This is a genomic window from Streptomyces sp. CA-181903, assembly GCF_050937075.1.
GTDB lineage: Bacteria > Actinomycetota > Actinomycetes > Streptomycetales > Streptomycetaceae > Streptomyces.
The window spans coordinates 2,438,828-2,461,901 of sequence record NZ_JBNJLY010000001.1 but is presented as its reverse complement, the minus strand read 5'-3'; the positions used below and the strand labels follow the sequence as shown (position 1 = coordinate 2,461,901).

The following is a 23,074-nucleotide window of genomic DNA, read 5'->3' as shown; positions in this document are numbered from 1 at the left end:
ACCCTGAAATGGCCCGTGCCGGGGACCCGGCCGGCACCGACCAGCCCACCCGGCCGGGAGCCACGCCCCGACCGCAGGAACGGAGCACGCATCCATGCCCGGCCCGGACGTCACGGTCATCATCGCCGCGTACAACGCCATGCCGTACGTGACCCGCAGTGTCACGTCCGTGCTCGACCAGACCCTGGGGGCCGACCGGATCGAGCTGATCGTGGTGGACGACGGTTCCACCGACGGCACCGCCGCCGAGCTGGACCGGCTCGCGGCCGGCGCACCGTGCATGCGCGTGATCCACCAGCCGAACTCCGGCGGCCCCGCGGGGCCGCGCAACCTCGGCCTGGACCGCGCCACCGGCCGCCACGTCTTCTTCCTGGACGCCGACGACCACCTCGGGCCGGAGGCCCTGGAGCGCATGGTCGCCGCCGCCGACAAGAACGGCTCCGACGTCGTCCTCGGCCGGATCGTCGGGGAGGGCGGCCGCCGCGCGCCCACGTCCATGTTCGGCCGGAACCAGCCGAAGACCGACGTGTTCTCGTCCCGCGTCTACTGGACGCTCAACCCCATGAAGCTCTTCCGGCGCGAGCTGATCGACCGCCTCGGCCTGCGCTTCGAGACCGGCCTTTCCATCGGCGAGGACCAGCCGTTCACCGCGACCGCCTACCTGGAGGCCGCCGCGATCTCCGTCGTCGCCGACTACGACTGCCTGTACTGGGTGGCCCGCGAGGACGGCAACAACATCACGGCGCAGCCGCACGGCACCCGGATGCGTATGGACCTGTTCCGGATGATGACGGAGCTGGTCGCCCGGCACACCGAACCGGGCGAGCGGCGCGACGTGCTGATGCACCGTCACTTCGCCGTCGAACTGCGCGACGCCGTCCTCCAGCTCTGCCGCGAGCCCTACCGCGACACCCAGGACGCGCTCCTCAAGGAGCTCGGCGAACTCATCGAGCCGTACTACCACGAGGGCCTCGCCGCCCGGCTGCCCGCCATGGTCCGGCTGCGCTGCCACCTCATCCGGGAAGGGCTCCTCGACGAGCTCCTCACCGTCGTCCGCTGGGAACTGGACCGGGGCGCCGCCAGCTACGGCATCACCACGCTCGCCGCCACCGCCGCCCAGGGCCCCGACATCCTGACCGAGGACGGCCGCGCGTACGCGGAGTACCCCTACTTCCGCGACTCCACGCTCAACATTCCCGACGACTGCTACGACATCACCTCCGAACTGCGCGTCCGCCACTTCCTGGACACCGCGGAGCTGGAGGGCGGCGCGCTGCGGCTGGCCGGGCACGCCTACGTGCACCGAATAGCCGGCGATACCGCCGTGGAACTGCTCCTGCGCAAGCGCGGCAGCGCCGTCGAACACCGCCTCCCCGTACGGCGCGTCCCCACGCCCGACCTCGGCGCGGACGAGGACGGCGGGCGGTTCCGCCACCCCGACGCGGGCTTCGACGTGACCGTGGACCTCGCCACGGCGGCCGACGGCGCACCGCTGGGCCCGGGCCTGTGGGACTTCACCCTCGCGGTGGACGCCCGGGGCGTCAGGAAGGAAGCGCGCCTCGGCAGCCGGCGCGCGGAGACGGTCACCGCCGAGACGGTGACGGTCGTGACGGGTGAGGGGACGGCGGCGGCCCTCTTCACCACCAAGCCGTACGGGAACCTGTCGCTCGACGTGGGGGAGACGCGGCACCGCGTGCTGCCGCACCTGGCCGTGGACGGCGCCGCGTGGGCCTCGGAGGGCCCGGCCACCCTTTCCGTGACCGGCCGTTGCTCCCTTTCCGGCTGGCCGGACGGAGCTTTGGCGTTGCGGGCCACCGAGGTGTCGAGCGGCGTCGTGCGGTCGGTGCCCGTGGTGCCGGGCTCGGACGGGGCTTTCTCCGTGCGGTACGACTGTGCTGCCGTGCCGGGGGAGTGGCGCTTCGAGCTGCGGCTCTCGGCCGGGGCCGGGGAGTGGGTCGTTCCGGTGCCGCCCCAGGGGCGGTTGGGGGCGGCGAAGTGGCAGCGGTTCGGGTTGCCGTGGTACGCGAAGGTGGTTGAGGGGCGGGATGTGTTGGTGGTGCGGGTGGGGCGCGTGGAGCTTTTGAAGGGGGTGCGGGGGCGCTTGAAGCGGCGGTAGCCGCTTGGGGGTTGGTGCCCCGGTCCCGCCCCTTCTCCGATTCCTGGGGGCGAGCCCCCAGACCCCCTTGTCCTCAATCGCCGGACGGGCTGAAAAAGCAGCCCGTCCGGCGATTGAGGACGAGCGGCGGAGCCGCGATCAGGGGGTCTGGGGCGCAGCCCCAGGAAACGGTGAAAGGGCGGGACCGGGGCACAGCCCGCCGCAGGCGGCCTCAGCCCACCCTGAACCGCAGCCGGCAGATCACCGCGTCCGTATCCCGCCGCACCGCGTGCGCGACCACCGCGCCCCGCTGGTTCTGCAGCAACCGCTGCCAGAGCCGGGCCGGTTCCACCTCCGGGATGAGGACGATGACCCGGTTGTCGGGGTGGCGGTCGGTGACCTCCTGAACGTAGTCGACGATGGGGCGCCCCAGCGCCCGGTCCCGGGCGGGGAGTTCGACGAGGTCGACGCCCGGCCTCCACAGCTCCCAGTCGCGTCGCAGCGATTCGACGGCACGTCGCCCCTCCGCGTCGGGCGGAGCGACGGTCACGGCGACGACCTCGTCGCCGAGAGAAACGGCGGCGGTCAGCGCCTTGCTGGTGAGGCGCGAGAGGGACGAGACGGGCACGACGACGACGGAGTGGCAGCGGCGGGGCGGTTCCGGTACCCGGCCCAGCTCCAGCCGGTCGCCGATCCGGCCGTACGCGCGGTGCACCGTTTCGAAGACGAGCACCATCAGGGGGAGCGCGAGGACGACGAGCCAGGCGCCCTCGGTGAACTTCGTGGCGGTGACGACGACGGCCGACACCCCGGTGAGCAGCGCGCCGAAACCGTTCAACAGGGCCTTGCCGCGCCACCCGGACGACCGTTCCAGGTGCCAGTGCCGGACCATCCCGACCTGGCAGACGGTGAAGCCGACGAACACACCGATCGCGAACAGCGGCACCAGCGTGTTGACGTCGCCGCCGGAGAGGACCAGCAGCAGCGCCGAGACGGCGGCCAGCGCGAGGACGCCGTGCCGGTGCACCTGGCGGTCGGCCTTGAGGGCGAAGACGTGGGGCAGGTAGTTGTCCCGGGCGAGGAGGCCCATCAGGACGGGCAGCCCGCCGAAGGAGGTGTTGGCGGCCAGCGCCAGCAGGACGACGGTCGCGAACTGCACGACGTAGAAGGCCCAGTTGTGGCCGAGCGAGGCGTCCGCGAGCTGGGCGAGGACCGTGACGCCTTCCACCGGCTGGAGGTGGAAGCGGCCGATGAGCACCGACAGGCCGATCAGCATCACGCCGAGCAGCGCGCCGAGCGCCACCTCCGTCCGCTGGGCGCGGCGGGCGCGCGGGGTACGGAAGGAGGGGACGGCGTTGGCCACGGCCTCGACGCCGGTGAGGGCGGAGCAGCCGGCGGCGAACGCCTTGAGCAGCAGCAGGGCGCCGACCGAGGTCGCGCCGGAGCTCAGCGCGGACGCGTGCCCGGCGGCGGCCTCGGTGCTCGCGGGCGCGTCACGGAAGAGCCCGACGGCGATCATGGTGAGGATCGAGCCGACGAAGACGGCGGTCGGGACGATGAACGCCTTCGCCGACTCCGCGATGCCCCGCAGGTTCACCCCGGTGACCAGCGCCAGCACGCCGAGGCAGATCCACAGCCGGTGGGCGTGGAGGGCGGGGAAGGCGGAGGTGAGGGCGGCGACGCCGGCGGTGACGGAGACCGCCACGTTCAGGACGTAGTCCAGGACCAGTGAGGCGGCGGTGACGAGGGAGGTGCGGCGGCCGAGGTGGCGTCCGGCCACCGCGTACGAGCCGCCGCCGTCCGGGAAGGCGGCGATGACCTGCCGGTAGGAGGCGACGAGCACGGCGAGCAGGGCCGCGATGGCGAGGGTGACGGGCAGGGTGAAGCCCAGCCCGTGGGCGCCGGCCGCGGCCAGCACCAGGACGATCGACTCGGGGCCGTACGCGACGGAGGCCATCGCGTCGAGCGACAGCGCGGCCAGGCCCTGGAGGGCGGTGAGCCGGTGCTCTTCTTCTCGGAGGCCCTCGTGCCCGGCCTTCGTATCCGGCGGTTCCTCGCCGGTCCCGTCGGGCCGTTCTTCCGTGTGGGCCGGCGTGGACATCTCTGTTCGTACCTCCGTGACGTGGGAGGCCCAGCCTGCGGCGGAGGTGACCGGAAGACACCGGTCCTTGGCGGTCTCTTGGCGCCTTGCGTTGCCATCTTGGCGTTTCTTTAACGGAAGTTGACCGCCTCTCTGTCAAGAGGACATCAGGAGGCCGTCAGGTTCGGACACGTTTCCGTCAGCTTGGCGTCAACGCGCGCGGGAGTACCGGGCGGACGGCCCTAACCTCGCGCCATGGGACGGCGACCGACGGTAAGGACGCGCAGACACGGGCCCCGCTCCGGGCGGCCCGCCGCCACGGCCACCGGCGGCGTACTCGCCCGGGACCGCCACTGGCGGCGCGAGGCCCGCGAGGCATGGTGCTGGGGGACGGCCCTCGGCGGCCTCCTCACCCTCGTCGACCTGCTGCGCGGCGAACTCGACGCGCCCCGCGCCTGCGCCTGGGCCGCGCTCGGCACGGCCCTGGTGGCGGTCCTGCGGCCGCCGCGCGTCACCGTCGGCGACGGCTGGCTGGCCTCCCGCGGCCTCCTCCGCGAGCGACGGGTGCGGACGGATCTGCTCACCCGCGTACGGCAGTCGGACGGGGTGGCGCCCCGGCTCGTCCTCCGCGACGTGGGCGGAGGGCGGGTCGAGCTCGACCCGCGGGTGCTGCGGAGCAATCCGCTGCTGTGGCACGAACTGGAGACGGGGGCTCGGAGGGCGCTGGCACGGGGGCTGCTGCGGGAGGGCGCGCCGGTGCTCGCGGCTCTGGCGAACCGGATCGACGGGGAAGGGGTGCGGGGGGTGCTCCGGGCGTCGGGGATGGAGTGAGGGGTGCCCCCTCTGGGGGAGGGAGCGGGGCCTCACACCCCCGCCGGCCACCCGTACCGCACCCCCGTCAGCCGCTCCGACAACCGCCACAGCCCCGCCGACGCCACGTCGTCCCGCGTCCACGGAGCACGCGGCGACCGCGCGGGCGCCCCCCGCATCAACGGGCCGCCGGGGCCGATGAAATCGTCCTGCCGGACACCTTCCGCCGTCGCGGCGTACAGCGTCGGCAGCGCCCCGTGCTCGGCAGTCTGCGCGACCAGCCGCGTGGCACCGGCCACGACGCGCTCGGTGCGCTGCCGCCCCTCCAGCCGCACCCCGGCCGTCTGGAGGCCGGTCGCCGCGAAGCCGGGGTGGGCCGCCGCGGCGACGACGGGGGAGCCGTCGGCGGCCAGGCGGCGGGCGAGTTCGTGGACGAAGAGGAGGTTGGCGCTCTTGGAGCGGGCGTAGGCGATCCACCGGCGGTAGCCCCGGTCCAGCTGCGGGTCGCGCGGGTCGACCGTGCCCATGACGTGCATGAAGCTGGAGACGACGACCACCCGCGCCCCGTACCCGGCGTCCCGCATCCGCGGCAGCAGCAGCCCGGTCAGCGCGAAGTGCCCCAGGTGGTTGGTGCCGAACTGCATCTCGAAGCCGTCGACCGTGCGCCGCCGCGGCAGGGCCATCACCCCGGCGTTGTCGATCAGCAGGTCGAGTCGCTCCTCGGGCAGTTCCGCGGCGAAGGAGCGCACGGACGCCAGGTCGGCGAGATCGAGCCGGGCCAGGCGGACGTCCGCGCCGGGCACCTGCTGCCGCAGCAGGTCCTCGGCGGCCCTGCCGCGCGTCTCGTCCCGGCAGGCCAGTACCACGCGCGCGCCGCGCCGGGCCAGCTCCCGCGAGGTGACGTACCCGATGCCGCTGTTGGCGCCGGTCACCACGGCCGTCCGGCCCTTCTGGTCGGGCATGTCGTCGAGCGTCCAGCCGTTCGTCATGTGCTCCTCCGCCCTGCCTCACCAGGCATGTCAGGGGTGATCGCGACCTGCCGTACCCAGCCTAGGGGACGGCACCGACAACGGCCCACGCGCGGCGGGATACGGGACAGCGGGCGCCCCGCGGAACGGAGTTGGAGCGTCCGCCGCCCGTACGATCCCGTGGTGACCCACGACATATCCCTGACCACCCTGCTGCTGCTCTGCCTCGCCGCGGCCACCGCCGGCTGGATCGACGCCGTCGTGGGCGGCGGCGGCCTGCTCCAACTCCCCGCCCTGCTGGTCGGCCTGCCGCACGCCGCGCCCGCGCACGTGCTCGGCACCAACAAGGCTGTCGCCATCTGGGGCACCGCCGCCGCCGCGGTCTCGTACGCCCGCCGCGCCCCCCTCGACCTGCGCACCGCCTTCCGCACCGGACTCGCCGCGCTCGGCGGCTCGCTGGCCGGGGCGGTGTTCGCCTCCGGCATCGACAGCGCCCTGCTCCGGCCGTTGATCATGGTGATCCTGGTCGCGGTCCTCGCCTTCGTCCTGCTGCGTCCGGGCTTCGGCGCGGCCGCCGCGGCCTCCGGGCCGGTGAGCCGGCGGCGGGTGTGGACGGCGATCCTCGTCGCCGGCCTGGGCATCGGCTTCTACGACGGTCTGATCGGCCCCGGCACCGGCACCTTCCTCGTCCTCGCGCTGGCCGGGATCCTGCACATGGACCTGGTGGCCGCCTCCGGCACCGCCAAAATCGTCAACGTCTGCACCAACATCGGCGCCCTGGTCACCTTCTCGCTCCAGGGCGCGGTGCTGTGGTCGGTGGCCCTGCCGATGGCCGTCTTCAACCTGGCGGGCGGGACGCTGGGCGCCCGGATGGCGCTGAAGCGGGGGAGCGGGTTCGTGCGCGTGGTCCTGGTCGTCGTGGTGCTGGGGCTGCTCTGCAAGCTCGGCTACGACCAGTGGGCCGGATAGGGCGCGTACGGCCGGCGAGCCGCGTAGCCCGGGTACGGCCGATGGGCCGGACAGGGCGGACGCCGTTCGTGTGATCGGCGCGAACGGGGTGAGACTTCCCGTACCGGATGTGGTGGATGGTTGACGATCATTCGTACGCTGTTCATACACCGGATCGTCGGTCGTCCGACGGTACGGAAAACCGTCCGGCGGCCGTCCGCGCCGGAAGTTGCGGTTAGCCTGTGAACGACCTTCCGAACGTGGTGGGGGTGCCTGTGCGTTTTCCCCGGTGGAGCCGGGCCCGATGGGGCCGGGCCACGCTGGCGGGACTGTATGTCGTCGTCCTGGCGGCAGCCGTCCCGCAGGCCGGCGGCCACGGGAAGGACCGCAGCTGGACCAGCGAGCAGGCACGGCGGTTCTGGGGCCCGGAGGCCCCCACCCCGTCCGCCGGGGCGGTGTCCGACGACGCGGCGGACGCCGACGCCCGGAGCGAGGCCCAGCGCATCACGGGCAGCGCCCGGCACTTCGGCGGGGTGCCCTCGGTGGGCGTCCTCTTCTACACCGACGAGGACATGAAGAGCCATCACTGCACGGCCAGCGTCGTCCACAGCCCCAAGGGGAACCTGCTGGTCACGGCCGGGCACTGTTCGATCGGCGAGGACGCCGCGTTCGTGCCGGACTATCAGGCCGGCGCCAAGGAGCAGCCGTACGGCGTGTGGGCGGTGGACCGCACCTTCACCGACCCCAGACGCACCGACACCGGTGAGGGCTCCGACCTGGACTTCGCCTTCGCCACCGTCCGGCCCGACGCGAAGGGCCGTCAGATCGAGCAGGTCACCGGCGCCAACCGGCTGGCCCGCACCCCCGGCTACGTCAACCGGGTGACCGTCATCGGCTATCCCAGCGCCGACGACGACCCCGCCGACGAGGCCATCCGCTGCACCGCCCTGACGAGCAAGCTGGAGAACCACAATCAGCTGAAGATGCGGTGCGACGGCTTCTTCTCCGGCACCTCCGGCAGCCCCTGGCTGGTCCACTTCAACGAGCGGACGCGGACCGGCGACCTGGTCGGCGTCCTGGGCGGCCTCAACGGCGGCGGCCCGGACGGCGACCGCTCGTCCCAGGTGTCGTACAGCCCGCTGAACGACGACGAGACCTTCCGGCTGTACCTCGACGCCATAAACGGCCGGGACCCCAAGCGGTAGCGCCGGCGGCGGCGCGTGTCCACGAGCCCGGGCGGCAGGGCCGCCGGGTGCCGGGCCGACGGGGGCTCAGGCGGTGGCCCGCCGGGCGCTGAACGGCCGTGCGACCGTCCGGCGGCGCGGCACACCGTCGACGACCGCGCACCCGGCCGGCGGCCGCGCCCCGCGGGTCACCGCTCCGCCGCCTCCAGCGCCCGGTCCACCCCCGGCTCGCGCGGGCCCAGGAACTTCGGCCCCGGCCGTACCGCCGCGTCCACCGCCGCCTTCCCGGCCGCCAGGATCTCCCGGGCGCCGGCCGCGTACCAGGTGCGGTCGCGCCGCGCCTCCACGCCCACCCCGTACACGTCGATCCCGGCCGCGTCGCACAGCGCCACCGCCCGCCGGATGTGGAAGTCCTGAGTGACCAGCACCGCCTTGCGCACCCCGAAGACGCGGCGGGCGCGGGTGCAGGAGTCCCAGGTGTCGAAGCCGGCGTAGTCGGCGACCACGCGGTCGTCCGGGACGCCGTGCCCGCGGAGGTAGGCGCGCATGGCGTCCGGCTCGTCGTACCCCCGGCGGCCGTTGTCGCCGGTGACCAGGACGACGCGGACCTTGCCCGCGCGGTACAGGTCGATCGCGGTGTCGAGCCGGTGCGCCAGGTACGGGGACGGCTTGCCCTCCCACAGCCCCGCGCCGAACACGACGGCCACCGGCGCCGGGGGCACGTCCTCGACCCCCCGCAGCCGGGACTCCGCGGCGGCGTGCACCCAGGTGACGGGCAGCAGGGCCAGCACACAGGCCGCCATCACCGCCCGGACCGCCCGGCGCCTGCCCTTGCGGGTGGCGGGCAGCCAACGGCGCGGCCACTTCTTCACACTCATGTTCGCCTCCCCCTCTCCGGACGGAAGGAACGCCGCGCGGGGCCCGGCGGTTCCCCGAGTGCGCAGGCCGGACGGGGTACGGGCAGGCTCAAGGGGCCCTCGGGCCGGCCGGAACGGGCCGAGGGACCCCATGCCCTTGTCAGACCCGGGGACTACCGTCGGGGGTATGAACGGCTCAGCAGCAACCGCCCGCGGCGCAGCGCCCGCCCTCGACGGCTACGACGCCCAGGACCTGGAGCGCTGGGCCCCGAGCCCGACAAGCGGCCGGGCCGCACCGCCTTCCAGCGCGACCGCGCCCGCGTCCTGCACTCCGCCGCGCTGCGCCGGCTCGCCGGGAAGACACAGGTCGTCACCCCCGGCGTCAGCGGGCAGGTCTGGGACGCGAGCCCGCGCACCCGGCTCACCCACTCCCTGGAGTGCGCCCAGGTCGGCCGGGAGCTGGGCGCCGCCCTCGGCTGCGACCCCGACCTCGTCGAGACCGCCTGCCTCGCGCACGACCTCGGCCACCCGCCGTTCGGGCACAACGGGGAACGGGCGCTCGACGAAGTGGCCGGTCCCTGCGGCGGGTTCGAGGGGAACGCCCAGTCGCTGCGGCTGCTGACCCGGCTGGAGCCCAAGCGCTTCACCACCGACCCCGAGACCGGCGAACCGGCCAGCGTCGGCCTCAACCTCACCCGCGCCGCGCTCGACGCCGCCACCAAGTACCCCTGGCCGCGCGCCGGTCACCCCACCGACCCCGACTCCGCCAAGTTCGGCGTCTACCCCGACGACCTGCCGGTCTTCGCCTGGCTGCGGCAGGGCGCGCCCCCGCAGCGCAGGAGCTTCGAGGCCCAGGTCATGGACTGGGCCGACGACGTCGCCTACTCCGTCCACGACGTCGAGGACGGGCTGCACGCGGGCCACCTGGACCCCAACGTCCTCGCCGCCGAGCCGGAACGCCGGGAGATCTTCGCCGTGGCCGCCCGCCGCTACGCCCCCGGCGCGGACCCCGAGGAGCTGGCCGAGGCCCTGGACCGGCTGCTCGACCAGGAGTGGTGGCCGCACGGCTACGACGGCTCGGCCGTCGCCCAGGCCCGCCTGAAGGACGCCACCAGCCAGCTGATCGGCCGGTTCTGCCTCGCCGCCGAGACCGCCACCCGGGAGGCATGGGGTCCCGGCCGGCTCACCCGCCACCGCGCCGCCCTCGTCGTCCCGCACGGCACCCGGCTGGAGTGCGCCGTGCTCAAGGCCGTCGCCGACCGGTACGTCATCCAGCGCGAGGACCAGGAGAAGCTCCGCGCCGACCAGCGCATCGTGATCGCCGAGCTGGCGGAGGCCCTGGTCTCCCGGGCGCCCGACGGCCTCGACCCGCAGTTCCGCTCCCTGTACACGGCCGCGGCCGACGACGCGGGCCGGCTGCGCGCCGTCGTCGTCGACCAGATCGCCGCCCTCACCGACGCCTCCGCGCGCACCCTGCACGCCCGGCTCACCGGAGGCCGTCCGCCGTCCGCCGGCTGACCCGGGGCGGGGAGCGAGGGGCCCAGGGCCGCGGACGGTCCCCGGCGCGGCCCTCTTCCGGCGGCCCGCCGCGTGCGGGACGCTCGCACTGGCCGTTCCGGCGCACGCACCGGGGACTCGAAGTGGCACATCGAGCGAGGAGGCAGCAAGTGGTGGACGCGAACCAGACGTTCGTCATCGTCGGAGGGGGGCTCGCCGGCGCGAAGGCGGCCGAGACCCTCCGCGCGGAGGGCTTCACCGGGCGGGTGATCCTCATCAGCGACGAACGCGACCACCCCTACGAGCGCCCGCCGCTCTCCAAGGGGTACCTGATCGGGAAGGACGAGCGGGACAGCGTCTTCGTCCACGAACCCGCCTGGTACGCCCGCGCCGACATCGAGCTCCACCTCGGCCTGCCCGCCGTCCACCTCGACCGCGCCGCCCGCACGGTCCGGCTGGGCGACGGCACCCGCGTCCACTACGACCGGCTGCTGCTCGCCACCGGCGCCGAACCGCGCCGCCTCGACATCCCCGGCACCGACCTGGCCGGCGTCCACCACCTGCGCCGCCTCGCCCACGCCGAGCGGCTGCGTGGCGTCCTCGCCTCCCTCGGCCGGGACAACGGCCACCTCGTCATCGCCGGCGCCGGCTGGATCGGCCTGGAGGTGGCCGCCGCCGCCCGCGGCTACGGCGCCGAGGTGACCGTCGTCGAGTCCGACCCCACCCCGCTGCACCGGGTCCTCGGCCCCGAGCTCGGGCAGGTCTTCACCGACCTGCACGCCGAGCACGGCGTCCGCTTCCACTTCGGCGCCCGCCTCACCGAGATCACCGGCCAGGACGGCATGGTCCTCGCCGTGCGCACCGACGACGGGGAGGAGCACCCCGCGCACAGCGTCCTCGCCGCCATCGGCGCCGCCCCGCGCACCGCCCTCGCCGAGGCCGCCGGGCTGGCCCTCGTCGACCGCGCGGACGGCGGGGGCATCGCCGTCGACGCGTCCCTGCGCACCTCCGACCCGGAGGTCTTCGCCGCGGGCGACGTCGCCGCGATCGGCCGCCCGGACGGGACCGGCCGGCTCCGCGTCGAGCACTGGGCCAACGCCCTGCACAGCGGCCCGGCGGCGGCCCGCGCCATGCTGGGCCGGCCGGTCGTCTACGACCGGGTCCCCTACTTCTTCTCCGACCAGTACGACGTCGGCATGGAGTACTCGGGGTACGCGCCGCCCGGCTCCTACGACCAGGTGGTGTGCCGCGGGGACGTCGGCAAGCGCGAGTTCATCGCCTTCTGGCTCAGCGAGGGCCGGGTGCTGGCGGGGATGAACGTCAATGTGTGGGACGTCACGGAGCCCGTCCAGCGGCTCATCCGGGCCGGCGCCCGCCCGGACGCCGAGGCGCTGGCCGACCCCGGGGTGCCGCTGGAATCGCTGGTTCCCTGAGATCTCCCCGCTCCCGCGGACCGCGGGGCCGGGCGTGTCGCCGACCGCCAGTAGACTTCACGCGTGGCAGGCAGGATCAACGATGACGATGTGAAGGCGGTCCGGGACGCCGTCCCGATCGACGCCGTCGTGTCCGAATACCTCCAGCTGCGCAACGCCGGCGGCGGCAACCTCAAGGGCCTCTGCCCGTTCCACGACGAGAAGTCCCCGTCCTTCCACGTCAGCCCGTCCAAGGGGCTGTACCACTGCTTCGGCTGTCAGGAGGGCGGGGACACGGTCGACTTCGTGATGAAGCTCGACCACCTGTCGTTCACCGAGACCATCGAGCGGCTCGCCGCCCAGGCCGGCATCACCCTGCGCTACGAGGAGGGCGGCTACACGCCCGGCCGCCAGCAGGGCGAGCGCACCCGGCTGGTCGAGGCGCACAAGGTCGCGGCGAAGTTCTACGCCGAGCAGCTCGACGGCGCCGAGGCCGAGATCGGCCGGGCCTTCCTGGCCGGCCGCGGCTTCGACCAGGCCGCCGCACAGCACTTCGGCGTCGGCTACAGCCCGGCCGGCTGGGACCACCTCACCCGGTTCCTGCGCGGCCGCGGCTTCACCGACAAGGAGCTGATCCTCTCCGGCCTCTCCCAGGACGGCCGACGCGGCCCCATCGACCGCTTCCGCGGCCGCCTGATGTGGCCCATCCGCGACATCACCGGCGACGTCGTCGGCTTCGGCGCCCGCAAGCTCCGCGACGACGACAACGGCCCCAAGTACCTCAACACCCCCGAGACGCCCATCTACCGCAAGTCCCATGTCCTCTACGGCATCGACCTCGCCAAGAAGGACATCGCCAAGGGCAACCGCGCGGTCGTCGTCGAGGGCTACACCGACGTGATGGCCTGCCACATGGCCGGCGTCACCACCGCCATCGCCACCTGTGGCACGGCCTTCGGCGGCGAGCACGTCAAGATCCTCCGCCGGCTGCTGATGGACAACTCCCGCGCCAAGGTGATCTTCACCTTCGACGGGGACGCGGCCGGGCAGCGGGCCGCCCTGCGCGCCTTCGAGGACGACCAGAAGTTCGCCGCGCACACCAACATCGCCGTCTCGCCCGGCGGCATGGACCCCTGCGACCTCCGGCTCGACAAGGGCGACGACGCGGTCCGGCAGCTGATCGAGGAGAGCACGCCCCTCTTCGAGTTCGCCCTCCGCTCCGTCGTCGCCCGGCACGACGTCGACACCCCCGAGGGGCAGGCCGCGGCCCTGGAGGAGGCCGCCCCGATCGTCGCGCACATCAAGGACAGCTCGATCCGGCACCAGTACGCCGTGCGGCTGGCCGGGCTGCTGGGGATCCTGGACACGCAGTTCGTCGTGATGCGGGTGGGGCAGCTGGCGCGGTGGGCGCGTGAACGGGACGCGCGCGGCGACGGCGGCCGCGGCCGGACGGCCCCTCGGGCGGCGGCCCCGCCCAGCCGGCCGGACCGGCCGCGCCCGCCGGCCCGCGCGGGCCCGCCCTCAACCTGCGCAGCCCCGCCCACCGCACCGAGCGCGAGCTCCTCAAGCTCGCCCTCCAGCGGCCCGAGCTGGTCGCCCCCGCCTTCGACGCCTACGGCGAGGACGAGTTCACCGCCCCGCCCTACGCCGTCGTCCGCCGCGCGATCGAGCAGGCCGGCGGCGTCTCCCTGGCCGACGCCGACTACCTCACCCGCGTCCGCGAGGCCGCCCCCGACGACACCGTCCGCTCCATGATCACCGAGCTCGCCGTCGAGGCGATCCACGCCAAGACGGTGGACGAGGTCTACGCCGGGCAGCAACTCGTGCAGGTGCGGCTGCGGGCCGTGGAACGGCGGGTGCGGGAGGTGCAGGGGAGTCTGGTGCGGCTGGGGGCGCAGTCCGCGCCGGATCATCTCGCCGCTGTGCAGAATGAGTTGTGGGTGCTGCAGCAGTACGGGAAGGCGTTGCAGGAGCGGGGCGCGGCGGCGCTGTAGCCCTGACGGGCGGGGTTTGCCCCGGTCCCTCCCCCAGAGGGGGCACCCCCAACGGGCTGATTTCAGCCCGTCCGGCGTTTGAGGACAACCGCGCGGAGCGCGGTTTCGGGGGTCTGGGGGCTGGCCCCAGGAATCGGCGAAGGGGAGGGACCGGGGCACAGCCCGCGCAGCGTCACCCTCCGCCCACAGAAAGTGGTCGCACGCCCCTCGTGGCGGAGCCGCGTCGTGCCCCACACTGGTGGGCGGCGCCGCCGCCGCGGCCGAGACTCTGCCAAACGCAGCGATCACCCTGGAGGTCGCCCCCGTGCAGACCCGGACCCCCACCCTCCCCGAGGCCCTGGCCGATCCCGTAGGGGCCGTTCCGCGGCAGCCCGGGCCGCCACCGTCCGAGACCCTGGCCGACGAGCCGGAGCCGCTCGTGGAGCGGGACCGCGACCGCGAGCGGCGCGCCGCCGAGAGCAACGGCCCCTCCTCGGACCTCTTCCGCCAGTACCTCCGCGAGATCGGCCGGATCCCGCTGCTCACCGCGGCCGAGGAGGTGGAGCTGGCGCGCCGGGTCGAGGCCGGGCTGTTCGCGGAGGAGAAGCTGTCGAACGATCCCGACCTCGACACCTGTCTGGCGCTCGACCTCGACCGCCTCGTCGTCCTGGGCCGGATGGCCAAGCGCCGTCTGATCGAGGCGAACCTGCGCCTCGTCGTCTCCGTCGCCAAGCGCTACATCGGCCGCGGCCTCACCATGCTCGACCTGGTCCAGGAGGGAAACCTGGGCCTCATCAGGGCGGTCGAGAAGTTCGACTACGCGCGCGGCTACAAGTTCTCGACGTATGCGACGTGGTGGATCCGCCAGGCCATGTCCCGGGCCCTGGCCGACCAGGCGCGGACGATCCGCGTCCCGGTGCACGTCGTCGAGTTGATCAACCGGGTGGTCCGGGTGCAGCGCCGCATGCTCCAGGAGCGCGGCAGCGAGCCGACGGCCGAGGAGGTCGCCGCGTACCTCGACCTCTCCGAGGAGCGGGTCAGCGAGGTGCTGCGCCTCGCCCAGGAGCCGGTGTCGCTGCACGCGCCCGTGGGCGAGGAGGACGACGTCGCGCTCGGCGACCTCATCGAGGACGGCGACGCCGCCTCACCCGTCGAGTCCGCCGCCTTCCTGCTGCTGCGCGAGCACCTGGAGGCCGTGCTGTCCACGCTGGGCGAGCGCGAGCGCAAGGTGGTGCAGCTGCGCTACGGGCTGGTGGACGGCAGGCCGCGGACGCTGGAGGAGATCGGCCGGATATTCGGCGTCACCCGGGAGCGGATCCGGCAGATCGAGTCCAAGACGCTCAACAAGCTCCGGGACCACGCCTTCGCCGACCAACTCCGCGGCTACCTCGACTGACGCCGCCTGACGCGCTACTGCCGGAACGCCCCCGGGTGGGTCTGCTCGCGCACCGTCGCGTACTGCTGCCGCACCGCCTGCCCCGACGGCAGCTCCTCACCCGGCTCGAACACCTGCCCGGCGCCCTGCGGCCAGCGCGGCGGTTCCTGCGGGGACAGCATCCCGTGCTGCACGCCCAGCGCCCAGGCGGCCTGCCGGGCCGCGCCCAGGGCCGCGTAGTCGGCCGGCTGGGGAACGACGACCTGCGCCCCGAACAGGGCCGGGGCCAGCGCCTGCACGGCCGGCAGCTCGGCCGCCGCACCCAGCAGGAACACCCGGCGCACCACGACGCCGCGTCCGCGCAGCACGTCCAGCGCGTCCGCGAGCCCGCACAGCATCCCCTCGAAGGCGGCCCGCGCCAGGTGTTCGGGCTTCATGCTCTCCCGCCGCAGCCCGGCCAGCGTCCCGGCGGTGTGCGGCAGGTGCGGGGTGCGCTCGCCCTCCAGGTACGGCAGCAGCACCAGCCCGTACGAGCCCCAGGACGAGAGCAGCGCCCGCTCCGAGAGCCCGGCCAGGTCCAGCCCCAGCAGCTCGGCGGTGCCGCGCAGCACGCGGACGGCGTTGAGGGTGTGGACGGCGGGCAGCTGCATGCCGGTGGCGTCGGCGAACGAGGTGATGGTGCCGGACGGGTCGGCGAGCGCCTGGTGGTGGACGGCGAAGACGGAGCCGGAGGCGCCCAGCGAGATCACCGCGTCGCCCGGGCCCACGCCGAGGCCGAAGGCGGCGGCCATGGTCTCGCCGGTGCCGGCGGAGATCAGCAGCCCCTCGGGGGTGTGCCCGGCGGGTTCGGCGGGCGCGAGGACGTCGGGGAGCGCCGCGTGGTGGCCCAGCGCCAGTTCGACCAGGTCGGGGCGCCACTGGCCGGTGGCGGCGGACCAGTAGCCGGTGGCCGAGGCGGCCCCGCGGTCCGTGGTCCGGCGCGCCGGCCGGCCCAGCAGCTGCCACACCAGCCACTCGTGCGGCTGGAGCAGCATGGCGGTGCGGGTGGCCGACTCGGGCTCGTTCCGGGCCAGCCAGCGGAGCTTGGCGATGGCCATGGCGGACTGCGGGACCGTGCCGACCGCCTCCGACCAGGCGGCCCGGCCGCCCAGCGCGTCGGTGAGGTCGGCGGCGGCGGGCTGCGCCCGCTTGTCGTTGCCCAGCAGCGCCGGACGGACGAGCACCCCGCCGGCGTCCAGCGTGAGCAGCCCGTGCTGCTGCGCCGAGACGCCGATGGCCTGGACGCCCTCCAGCAGCCCGCCGGCGGCGGCCTCGCCGAGGGAGATCAGCCACGCCTGGGGATCACCCTCGGCGGCGGACGGGGGGTGCGGCGCGTACCCCTGCCGGAGCACGGCGCCCGTGTCCGCGTCGCAGACGACGATCCGTGTGCTCTCGGTCGAACTGTCCAGCCCCGCGACTATGCCCATGCGGAGGATGATGCCAAACCGCGGCCACCCGCCCGCATCCGGTCAGGTGTTGCTGGTGCCCCACTCGTCCTCGGCGGGACTCCGCTGCTCGCGCAGCGAGCGGATCCGGTCGGCCACCGAGCCGGGGACCCGATCGCCCACCTTGCCGAGGGCGCGGCCCGCCAGGGCCTTGCCGTTCACCGCGGCCGTTTCCGCGGTGTTCCGCACGGCCGGGTTCTGCGCGATCCGCCGCGCCCCCTTGCGCAGCTGCTCGTACCGTTCGCGGCCCGCCCGCGCGCCGAGCACGTAGCCGACGGCGGCGCCGGCGATGAACGTCAGCCGGTAGCGCATCACACCCCATCCTTCCCTCGGATCCCGTGGAACCCGCGGCCTCGCGGGCCCCTGCCGGGCTGTGCCCGCCGCCTACCCTGCGTGCCCGGAGGTCACTCCGGGAGTACCGATTGGCGGAGCACCCCCCTGCTTGCGCTAATGTATGTCTCGCAGCGAGCGCACGCCGCCCGGGAGACCGGACGAAGATGCATTCGAGGCACGCGATGATCCCCTGTAGCTCAATTGGCAGAGCAGCCGGCTGTTAACCGGCAGGTTACTGGTTCGAGTCCAGTCGGGGGAGCGCGATCCTCTGTAGCTCAATTGGCAGAGCAGCCGGCTGTTAACCGGCAGGTTACTGGTTCGAGTCCAGTCGGAGGAGCCATCCGGAAGAGGACCCCTACGCGGGGTCCTTTTTTCATGCCGGGATTTCCCACCGGGCGGGAACCATCGCGCCGCGCCCGCAGTCCTCAAGGTCAGGCTGGTCACACGATGTGCCCCCACCGGGGCAACAGATCGTATGAGCGGCTATGCTGCGGCAGACGGCGCGCACAGATGTGCGCGACGCGCCGTGAACGGGGCGGTAGCTCAGCCGGTTAGAGCAGCGGACTCATAATCCGTCGGTCGTGGGTTCGAGTCCCACCCGCCCCACTTCATGGTCCAGGGCGCGAAAATCCCGTGAGTCACGTCCTGTGTTCCGGGAGGCCGCCCTCTCGACGGCGGCCCCTTCGATACAACTCTCCCCTCCTCGCGCCATCCCTTCCCATGGCGGCCGGAGCCGCTTGCCGGCCGGGCGTCAAGGTTGCGTCAAACGGTTGTCCGCGCGCGTGTCCGCGGCGATACACTCACGCCGGTGAAGGCACCTCGTTCGGTGAGGCGTCTGCACGGACACAGGCCACTGACCCCACGACGTCGAGAGACGCCCAGGTTCAGGACAGGTCTCCCCGGCTCAAGGGGTGACCCCAAGTGGCTGCCCCGTCCGGGGGATTACGCCGTGCAGTGCCAAAGCTCTGACGAGTTGGGGTGAGCCGGTCTCCGCGGGCCGGTCCGCTCCTTGCCGTGTCGTCCGGCGCCCGTGTGCGCCCCGGCCGGGAGGAGGCGAGAGACATGGACGGCAGTTGCAGCAGTCCGGGCCACAGTCGGCCCCTTCCCCGTAAGTCCTCGCTGACCTCCGCTGCGCGGTAACCAGTTCGAGCAGACCACCTTCGTCCGGCCGCTGACGCGTCGCAGCCGGTCGTCCGTGGCGTGCCGGTCGCGCGCAGCCCCTGGCCTTGAGCGGTGGTGCGTGCTTCCCTCCCGCCGCTCGGAGGCCCACTTCCGGCAACGGCTCCTCACGACAAGGAGGACGCACCCATGCGTCTCCTCCCCGGCCCCACCGCCCCGACCGCACCGGCCACGGGACCCGTCTTTCCCTGCGTCCGCCTGACGCTGGACGACGGCCCCGAGCGTCTGTACCTGCTCGACGATCCGCACGACTGCCCGGCGGCAATGGCACGCGGGGCCGTCTACGACCCCTATGTGCACCTCGCCTACCTCCTGATCCGTCAGGGGCACGACGTCCGTCGGCTGGCGCGCTTCACCGGTCTGCCGCTGAGCGTCGTCCACCGCGTCGCCGAAGCCGCCGCGCTCACCCGCCCCTGACCACTCCGACCACCCTTCCCGGCCGCGCACGCCTGTATCAGGCATGCCCTGACGGAGGTGACCTTCCATGCCCCTCCTCCTGCACGTCCCCCGCGCCGCGCGTCCCCGCGCCGTCGACGGCATCGGCGCCTTCCTCCGCGAAGCCGTCCGGCGCATCGCCGCCGGAGCCGTCGACACCCCGGTTCTCCACAGCCTGAGCGGTCCCGTTCCCGTCCGTACGGCCGCCGGCCGTGCCACGAGCGGACGGCCTCGTGCCCACTGGCACGCCGTGACCGGGCGGGACGGCCGCCGACGCCTGGAGGCCGGCTGGCGTGTGGAGCCCTGAACGACGAGCCACGGTCCGACCACTTCGAGAGGCGGTCTCATGAACCTCCTGCCCCGCCCGCGCTCCCGACGCCTCGCGGACCCCGCGCCTCCCGCGCCCGTGCGGTGCACCCTCCAGGCCGCGTGCGACCGTGAGGTGGAGAACAAAGTGCGGGCCCTGTGCGTCCTCGCGTTCGCGGGCACCGGCACCCGCCTGAACAGCCTGCACATCATCGAGCCGGACGACGACGTCGTCGTACAGGTCGGCCTCGTCCTGGATGGCTCCGACACGGCCGCACTGGAACGCCTGGTGGTCCGGCTGACCCGCGAACCACGCGTGCGCGACGTGCGCTGGCACCTGCACACCGGCGTCCCGTCCTCGCGCGGCGAAGCGCCGTGAACCCGCCGCGCCCCGAACCGGCCGGGCCGCCCGTGACCGCGGCGTCGGCGTACTCCGCCCCCGGACTCCGCCGCTGCGGAGTCCGGCCCGCCCCGGCTCCGGACGAGGCGCGCCCGGTCCGGGGTGCGGACGCCGTCGTGAACGGCGCCGAACGCCGCGGCTCGGGCCGGTGCCCCCGCCGGAGGCGGCGGGTCCCGAGGGCGTCACGCCCGCGATCCGGCCCCGCCTCCCGGGCCGTCCTCAGCCGAGGGCCACCGCGGCCGAGACGTTCGTCCGGTCCACCGCGGCACGCAGCGCGCGGGCCAGGCGGACGCCGTCGCCGACGCCCCAGAAGTGCAGGAAGAACAGGCGCGGGTCGTCCGTGAGCATGTGGCTGTGGATCGAGACGATGTCGATCCCGCCGCGCCGCAGCGCCCTGACCACGTCCTGCACCTCGTGGGCCAGCATCACGAAGTCGCCGTTGACGATCGCCTTGCGCTTCCCGACCGGCTGGAAGGAGATCGCGGTGGTCGAGCCGGTCATCCGGGGCAGGATCCGGTCGTGGTCGATGACGGTCTCGTTGCGGGCGAAGACGATTTTGTAGATCTCGCCCTCGGTGTCGCCCTGGGCGCCGAGCGCCCGGTCGATGCCGGAGGTGTCCAGGTCCAGCGGCTTCTTGACGGGCACTCCGGAACCGGGCGGGGTGCCGGTGGCCTGCAGGGCCGAGCGGAGCGCGCCGGCCAGGTAGGTGGCGTCGTCGTGCATCCCGTGGACGTGCATCCACCAGACCGCCGGATCGTGCGCCAACAGGTGCTTGTGGATGGCGGTCTGGGTGATGCCGTGCGCGTCGAGGATGTCGATGACGCGCTGCATCTCCCGCTCGGTGACCGCCATGTCGCCCATCATCATCACCTTGCCGTCCTCGTAGCGGAGGAAGGAGACGAACGACCCGACGCCCAGGGCCGGGGTGAGGGCGTAGCCGTACGAGGTGACCTTCAGGTCCTGGCGGAGGAAGCCCATGCGGTAGACCTGGTTGTTGGCGAGCCGGCCCCGGTGCTGGAGGACGTCGACGACGTCCTCCCAGTCCGCCTCGCTGGTGGTCGCCGGGTGCACCAGCGCGCGGCGCCTGCCGCACGGGTCGGTGGTCCCCGGCACGGCGGTCCCGGCCCTGGCCGGGGCGGGGCCGGCCAGCCCGGCCAGTATCGGCGCCAGGGCGGCGGTGGCCAGCACCAGGCGCCGCGAGGTCTGGGACGTCGATGTACGGACCTGCTCGTCGTCGGTTCTGCCACCGCTCTGCGGTCGGTCGCCGGTCATACAAACGCACCTCCGGCGATGATGTAACCACGGTCACACCGGTTCGCCGCGGAGGCGGCTGTAGGCCATCCGGTGGCTGCGGAACGGCGCGCCGGCCGCGGAATAGGGCGCGCCGGTTCGGGGTTGGGGCTGCCGGGTCCGGGAACGGGATCCACCACCGGGCCGGCCGACGGAAGCGGGAGAAGGCACATGAGCAGCACCGTGGAGCTCACCAAGGAGAACTTCGACGGGACGGTCTCGGAGCACGGGTTCGTCCTGATCGACTTCTGGGCCGCCTGGTGCGGCCCCTGCCGGCAGTTCGCCCCCGTCTACGAGCGGGTGGCCGGGCGCCACGAGGACCTGCTGTTCGGCAAGGTCGACACCGAGGCGCAGCCGGAGCTGGCCGCCGCCTTCCAGATCACCTCGATCCCCACCCTGATGGTCGTCCGCGACAACATCGCCGTCTACGCCCAGCCCGGGGCGCTCCCCGAGGCCGCGCTGGAGGACGTGATCCGGCAGGCCCGCGCCCTCGACATGGACGAGGTGCGCGCCGCCGTGGCACGCGAGCAGAAGGACCGGAAGGAGCAGCGGGACGGTGAGTGAGCTCCTCCTCGTCCGGCACGGCGAGACCGAGTGGAGCCGCGACGGCCTCCACACCAGCTGGACCGACCTGCCGCTGACCGCCCGGGGCGAACGGCAGGCGGCGGCACTGCGCCCGCTGCTCGCCGAGCGCCCGGTGGCGCACGTCCTGGCCAGCCCGCGCGCCCGCGCCCTGCGCACCGCCGAACTGGCCGGGCTGCGGGACGTACGGATCGAACCCGACCTGCGGGAGTGGGACTACGGCGGCTACGAGGGGATCACCACCGCCGAGATCCGGAAGGAGCGGCCGGACTGGTTCCTCTTCGACGACGGCGTGGTCCCCGGCCCGGACGGGCACCCGGGGGAGACGCCCGCCGAGGTGGGCGCCCGCGCCGACCGGGTGCTGGCCCGGATCGCGCCCTGGCTGGCGGGGGACGACGGGGACGTCGTGCTCGTCGCCCACGCGCACTTCCTGCGGGTGCTGACGGCCCGGCGGCTCGGTCTGCCGCCCGCGGCGGGCGCCCTGTTCCGGCTGGACACCGGGACCGTCAGCCGGATCGGTACCGAGCACGACCGGCCGGCCCTGGTGGCCTGGAACACACCGGCCCCGGACGGGCGTGTCGGAGCCGGGCGGCCGGGGAACGGAACCGGATGATCGGACGGGGTGTCGCCCCGATGGCCGTACGGCCGTACCGTCCGATCGCTCAGCCGTGTTCCGGGGCCCGGGCGCCCCGGTTTCCGTCACATCCCTGGAGGACCGCCATGGCCACCACCCGCACCGCGCACACCGTCTGGGAGGGCGAGCTGCTCAACGGCAGCGGCACCGTCACCTTCGACTCGTCCGGCATCGGCTCGCAGCCGGTCTCCTGGCCGTCCCGCGCCGAGCAGGCCAACGGGAAGACCAGCCCCGAGGAGCTCATCGCCGCCGCCCACTCCAGCTGCTTCAGCATGGCGCTCTCGCACGGCCTGACCGGCGCGGGCACCCCGCCCACCCGCCTGGAGACCAAGGCCGACGTCACCTTCCAGCCGGGCGAGGGCATCACCGGCATCCACCTCTACGTCCGCGGCACGGTGCCCGGCCTGGACGAGGAGGGCTTCGCCGCCGCGGCCGAGGACGCCAAGAAGAACTGCCCGGTCAGCCAGGCGCTCGCCGGGACGACGATCACCCTCTCCGCCGAGCTCGGCTGACGCCCGGGCCGGTGCCGGGCTGACGCCCGGTACCGGCCGCCAGGCAGCCGGCGGCGAGCAGCGCCACCGCGCCGGCAGCGAGGGCCAGCGGCCACACCGGGCCGTGGTGGATCAGCAGCCAGCCGCCGGCCAACGCCCCGAGGGCCATGGCCAGTACCGAGCCCAGCCGCCGGCCGAGCCGGGGGTCGGAGCCGCCGGCGAGCCGGGAGTCGGCGGCGATGCCGGTGAGGACGCGGGTGAGGATCGTCGTCATCATGTCCGGCACGGCCGGCGCGCGGACGGTCGCGACCCGTACGCCCATCGCCACGGCGAGCACGGTGATCATGGCGAAGCGGCGGGCCTCGTCGTGGGGGAGACCGCCGGGGAGGCCGCCCGGGAAGCCGGCCGCCAGCGCCGCCGCGCCGCCGGTGAGCAGCGCCTCCGCCGTCAGCGCCCCACCCAGCCACAGCCGCCGGGAGCGGCCCGCCATCGCCGTCCCGAACCGGCCGCCGAGCAGCGCCCCGAACAGGAAGCCGCCCAGGGCCAGCGCCGACGCGGGGACCGAGAAGCCGGCCGCGCCGGCGGCGGAGAAGCCGAGGACGACGACGTTGCCGGTCATGTTGGCCGTGAAGACGTGGCCGAGGCCGAGATAGCTGACGGCGTCGAGCGCCCCGCCCACCACGGTGAGCGCGAGCAGCGCGGCGAGCAGGGGCCGGGGCGTCACGCCCTCATGGTCGGCGG

The 23,074-nt window shown here is 74.0% G+C and carries 19 protein-coding genes, 3 tRNA genes, 2 pseudogenes and 1 riboswitch; of the genes and pseudogenes, 17 read left to right on the top strand and 7 right to left on the bottom strand.

Going from position 1 to position 23,074, the window contains the following annotated elements; all coding sequences use genetic code 11:
* Positions 1–94 precede the first annotated feature (94 nt).
* Positions 95–2,116 (top strand): glycosyltransferase family 2 protein, encoded by a 2,022-nt coding sequence (locus ACQEVS_RS11005; protein ID WP_433018687.1) that lies wholly within the window; start codon positions 95–97, stop codon positions 2,114–2,116.
* A gap of 211 nt (positions 2,117–2,327) precedes the next feature.
* On the opposite strand, the gene ACQEVS_RS11000 is transcribed toward ACQEVS_RS11005, so the two are convergent.
* Complete coding sequence (locus tag ACQEVS_RS11000; RefSeq protein ID WP_433018684.1) at positions 2,328–4,196, bottom strand: APC family permease; 1,869 nt, start codon at positions 4,194–4,196, stop codon at positions 2,328–2,330.
* Positions 4,197–4,430: 234 nt separating this feature from the next.
* On the opposite strand from ACQEVS_RS11000, the gene ACQEVS_RS10995 reads away from it, so the two are divergent.
* Positions 4,431–5,006, top strand: a complete 576-nt coding sequence (locus ACQEVS_RS10995) for a hypothetical protein (RefSeq protein ID WP_433018681.1) — start codon at positions 4,431–4,433, stop codon at positions 5,004–5,006.
* A gap of 32 nt (positions 5,007–5,038) precedes the next feature.
* On the opposite strand, the gene ACQEVS_RS10990 is transcribed toward ACQEVS_RS10995, so the two are convergent.
* Positions 5,039–5,974, bottom strand: a complete 936-nt coding sequence (locus tag ACQEVS_RS10990; protein ID WP_433018679.1) for an oxidoreductase — start codon at positions 5,972–5,974, stop codon at positions 5,039–5,041.
* Positions 5,975–6,136: 162 nt separating this feature from the next.
* Here ACQEVS_RS10990 and ACQEVS_RS10985 point away from each other — a divergent pair, with 162 nt between their 5' ends.
* Positions 6,137–6,922, top strand: a complete 786-nt coding sequence (locus tag ACQEVS_RS10985; RefSeq protein WP_433018676.1) for a TSUP family transporter — start codon at positions 6,137–6,139, stop codon at positions 6,920–6,922.
* A gap of 248 nt (positions 6,923–7,170) precedes the next feature.
* Complete coding sequence (locus tag ACQEVS_RS10980; RefSeq protein ID WP_433018673.1) at positions 7,171–8,106, top strand: trypsin-like serine peptidase; 936 nt, start codon at positions 7,171–7,173, stop codon at positions 8,104–8,106.
* A gap of 167 nt (positions 8,107–8,273) precedes the next feature.
* On the opposite strand, the gene ACQEVS_RS10975 is transcribed toward ACQEVS_RS10980, so the two are convergent.
* Positions 8,274–8,963: a SanA/YdcF family protein gene (locus tag ACQEVS_RS10975; RefSeq protein ID WP_433018670.1), complete on the bottom strand. Its 690-nt coding sequence runs from the start codon at positions 8,961–8,963 to the stop codon at positions 8,274–8,276.
* A 166-nt stretch (positions 8,964–9,129) separates the two neighbouring features.
* Here ACQEVS_RS10975 and ACQEVS_RS10970 point away from each other — a divergent pair.
* The 4 genes and pseudogenes from ACQEVS_RS10970 to ACQEVS_RS10955 all read left to right on the top strand — a co-directional run bounded on the left by ACQEVS_RS10970 (position 9,130) and on the right by ACQEVS_RS10955 (position 15,220).
* Positions 9,130–10,460: pseudogene (locus tag ACQEVS_RS10970) on the top strand (deoxyguanosinetriphosphate triphosphohydrolase).
* Between the two features lie 149 nt (positions 10,461–10,609).
* Positions 10,610–11,872, top strand: coding sequence for an NAD(P)/FAD-dependent oxidoreductase (locus ACQEVS_RS10965; protein ID WP_433018667.1), 1,263 nt, complete (start codon positions 10,610–10,612; stop codon positions 11,870–11,872).
* A 63-nt stretch (positions 11,873–11,935) separates the two neighbouring features.
* Positions 11,936–13,845, top strand: a pseudogene (gene dnaG, locus ACQEVS_RS10960) (DNA primase).
* Between the two features lie 238 nt (positions 13,846–14,083).
* The gene (locus tag ACQEVS_RS10955; protein WP_433018664.1) at positions 14,084–15,220 is read left to right on the top strand and encodes an RNA polymerase sigma factor; all 1,137 of its coding nucleotides are present in this window, start codon (positions 14,084–14,086) and stop codon (positions 15,218–15,220) included.
* A 14-nt stretch (positions 15,221–15,234) separates the two neighbouring features.
* On the opposite strand, the gene ACQEVS_RS10950 is transcribed toward ACQEVS_RS10955, so the two are convergent.
* Positions 15,235–16,665 (bottom strand): FGGY family carbohydrate kinase, encoded by a 1,431-nt coding sequence (locus tag ACQEVS_RS10950; protein ID WP_433018662.1) that lies wholly within the window; start codon positions 16,663–16,665, stop codon positions 15,235–15,237.
* 42 nt (positions 16,666–16,707) lie between these two features.
* A complete protein-coding gene (locus ACQEVS_RS10945) occupies positions 16,708–16,995 on the bottom strand; it encodes a YtxH domain-containing protein (protein ID WP_433018659.1) in 288 nt (95 codons plus the stop codon).
* A gap of 207 nt (positions 16,996–17,202) precedes the next feature.
* On the opposite strand from ACQEVS_RS10945, the gene ACQEVS_RS10940 reads away from it, so the two are divergent.
* From ACQEVS_RS10940 to ACQEVS_RS10915, 6 genes are all read left to right on the top strand, one after another.
* A tRNA-Asn gene (locus ACQEVS_RS10940) sits at positions 17,203–17,275 on the top strand.
* Positions 17,276–17,280: 5 nt separating this feature from the next.
* Positions 17,281–17,356: transfer RNA gene (locus ACQEVS_RS10935), tRNA-Asn, on the top strand.
* 192 nt (positions 17,357–17,548) lie between these two features.
* Positions 17,549–17,622 (top strand) — tRNA-Ile (locus tag ACQEVS_RS10930).
* A 205-nt stretch (positions 17,623–17,827) separates the two neighbouring features.
* Positions 17,828–18,001: riboswitch (M-box (ykoK) riboswitch) on the top strand.
* A 323-nt stretch (positions 18,002–18,324) separates the two neighbouring features.
* Positions 18,325–18,612, top strand: coding sequence for a hypothetical protein (locus tag ACQEVS_RS10925; RefSeq protein ID WP_433018656.1), 288 nt, complete (start codon positions 18,325–18,327; stop codon positions 18,610–18,612).
* A 67-nt stretch (positions 18,613–18,679) separates the two neighbouring features.
* Positions 18,680–18,937 (top strand): hypothetical protein, encoded by a 258-nt coding sequence (locus tag ACQEVS_RS10920; protein WP_433018653.1) that lies wholly within the window; start codon positions 18,680–18,682, stop codon positions 18,935–18,937.
* Positions 18,938–18,976: 39 nt separating this feature from the next.
* Positions 18,977–19,315, top strand: a complete 339-nt coding sequence (locus ACQEVS_RS10915) for a hypothetical protein (protein WP_433018651.1) — start codon at positions 18,977–18,979, stop codon at positions 19,313–19,315.
* Between the two features lie 240 nt (positions 19,316–19,555).
* Here ACQEVS_RS10915 and ACQEVS_RS10910 read toward each other — a convergent pair whose 3' ends face one another.
* Positions 19,556–20,608, bottom strand: coding sequence for a DUF1259 domain-containing protein (locus tag ACQEVS_RS10910; protein WP_433018648.1), 1,053 nt, complete (start codon positions 20,606–20,608; stop codon positions 19,556–19,558).
* Positions 20,609–20,797: 189 nt separating this feature from the next.
* Between ACQEVS_RS10910 and ACQEVS_RS10905 the strand changes: the two genes are divergently transcribed.
* The 3 genes from ACQEVS_RS10905 to ACQEVS_RS10895 all read left to right on the top strand — a co-directional run bounded on the left by ACQEVS_RS10905 (position 20,798) and on the right by ACQEVS_RS10895 (position 22,354).
* Positions 20,798–21,190, top strand: a complete 393-nt coding sequence (locus tag ACQEVS_RS10905) for a thioredoxin family protein (RefSeq protein WP_433018645.1) — start codon at positions 20,798–20,800, stop codon at positions 21,188–21,190.
* Complete coding sequence (locus ACQEVS_RS10900; protein WP_433018642.1) at positions 21,183–21,821, top strand: histidine phosphatase family protein; 639 nt, start codon at positions 21,183–21,185, stop codon at positions 21,819–21,821. The genes ACQEVS_RS10905 and ACQEVS_RS10900 overlap by 8 nt, the downstream gene beginning before the upstream one ends.
* 107 nt (positions 21,822–21,928) lie before the next feature.
* Positions 21,929–22,354 carry an OsmC family protein gene (locus ACQEVS_RS10895; RefSeq protein ID WP_433018639.1) on the top strand — a complete coding sequence of 142 codons (426 nt, stop codon included), beginning with the start codon at positions 21,929–21,931 and terminating at the stop codon, positions 22,352–22,354.
* Here ACQEVS_RS10895 and ACQEVS_RS10890 read toward each other — a convergent pair.
* Entirely contained in the window at positions 22,329–23,057 is a 729-nt protein-coding gene (locus ACQEVS_RS10890) for a YoaK family protein (protein ID WP_433018636.1), read from the bottom strand. The two genes, ACQEVS_RS10895 and ACQEVS_RS10890, sit on opposite strands and share 26 nt — an antisense overlap.
* Between the last annotated feature and the right edge of the window lie 17 nt (positions 23,058–23,074).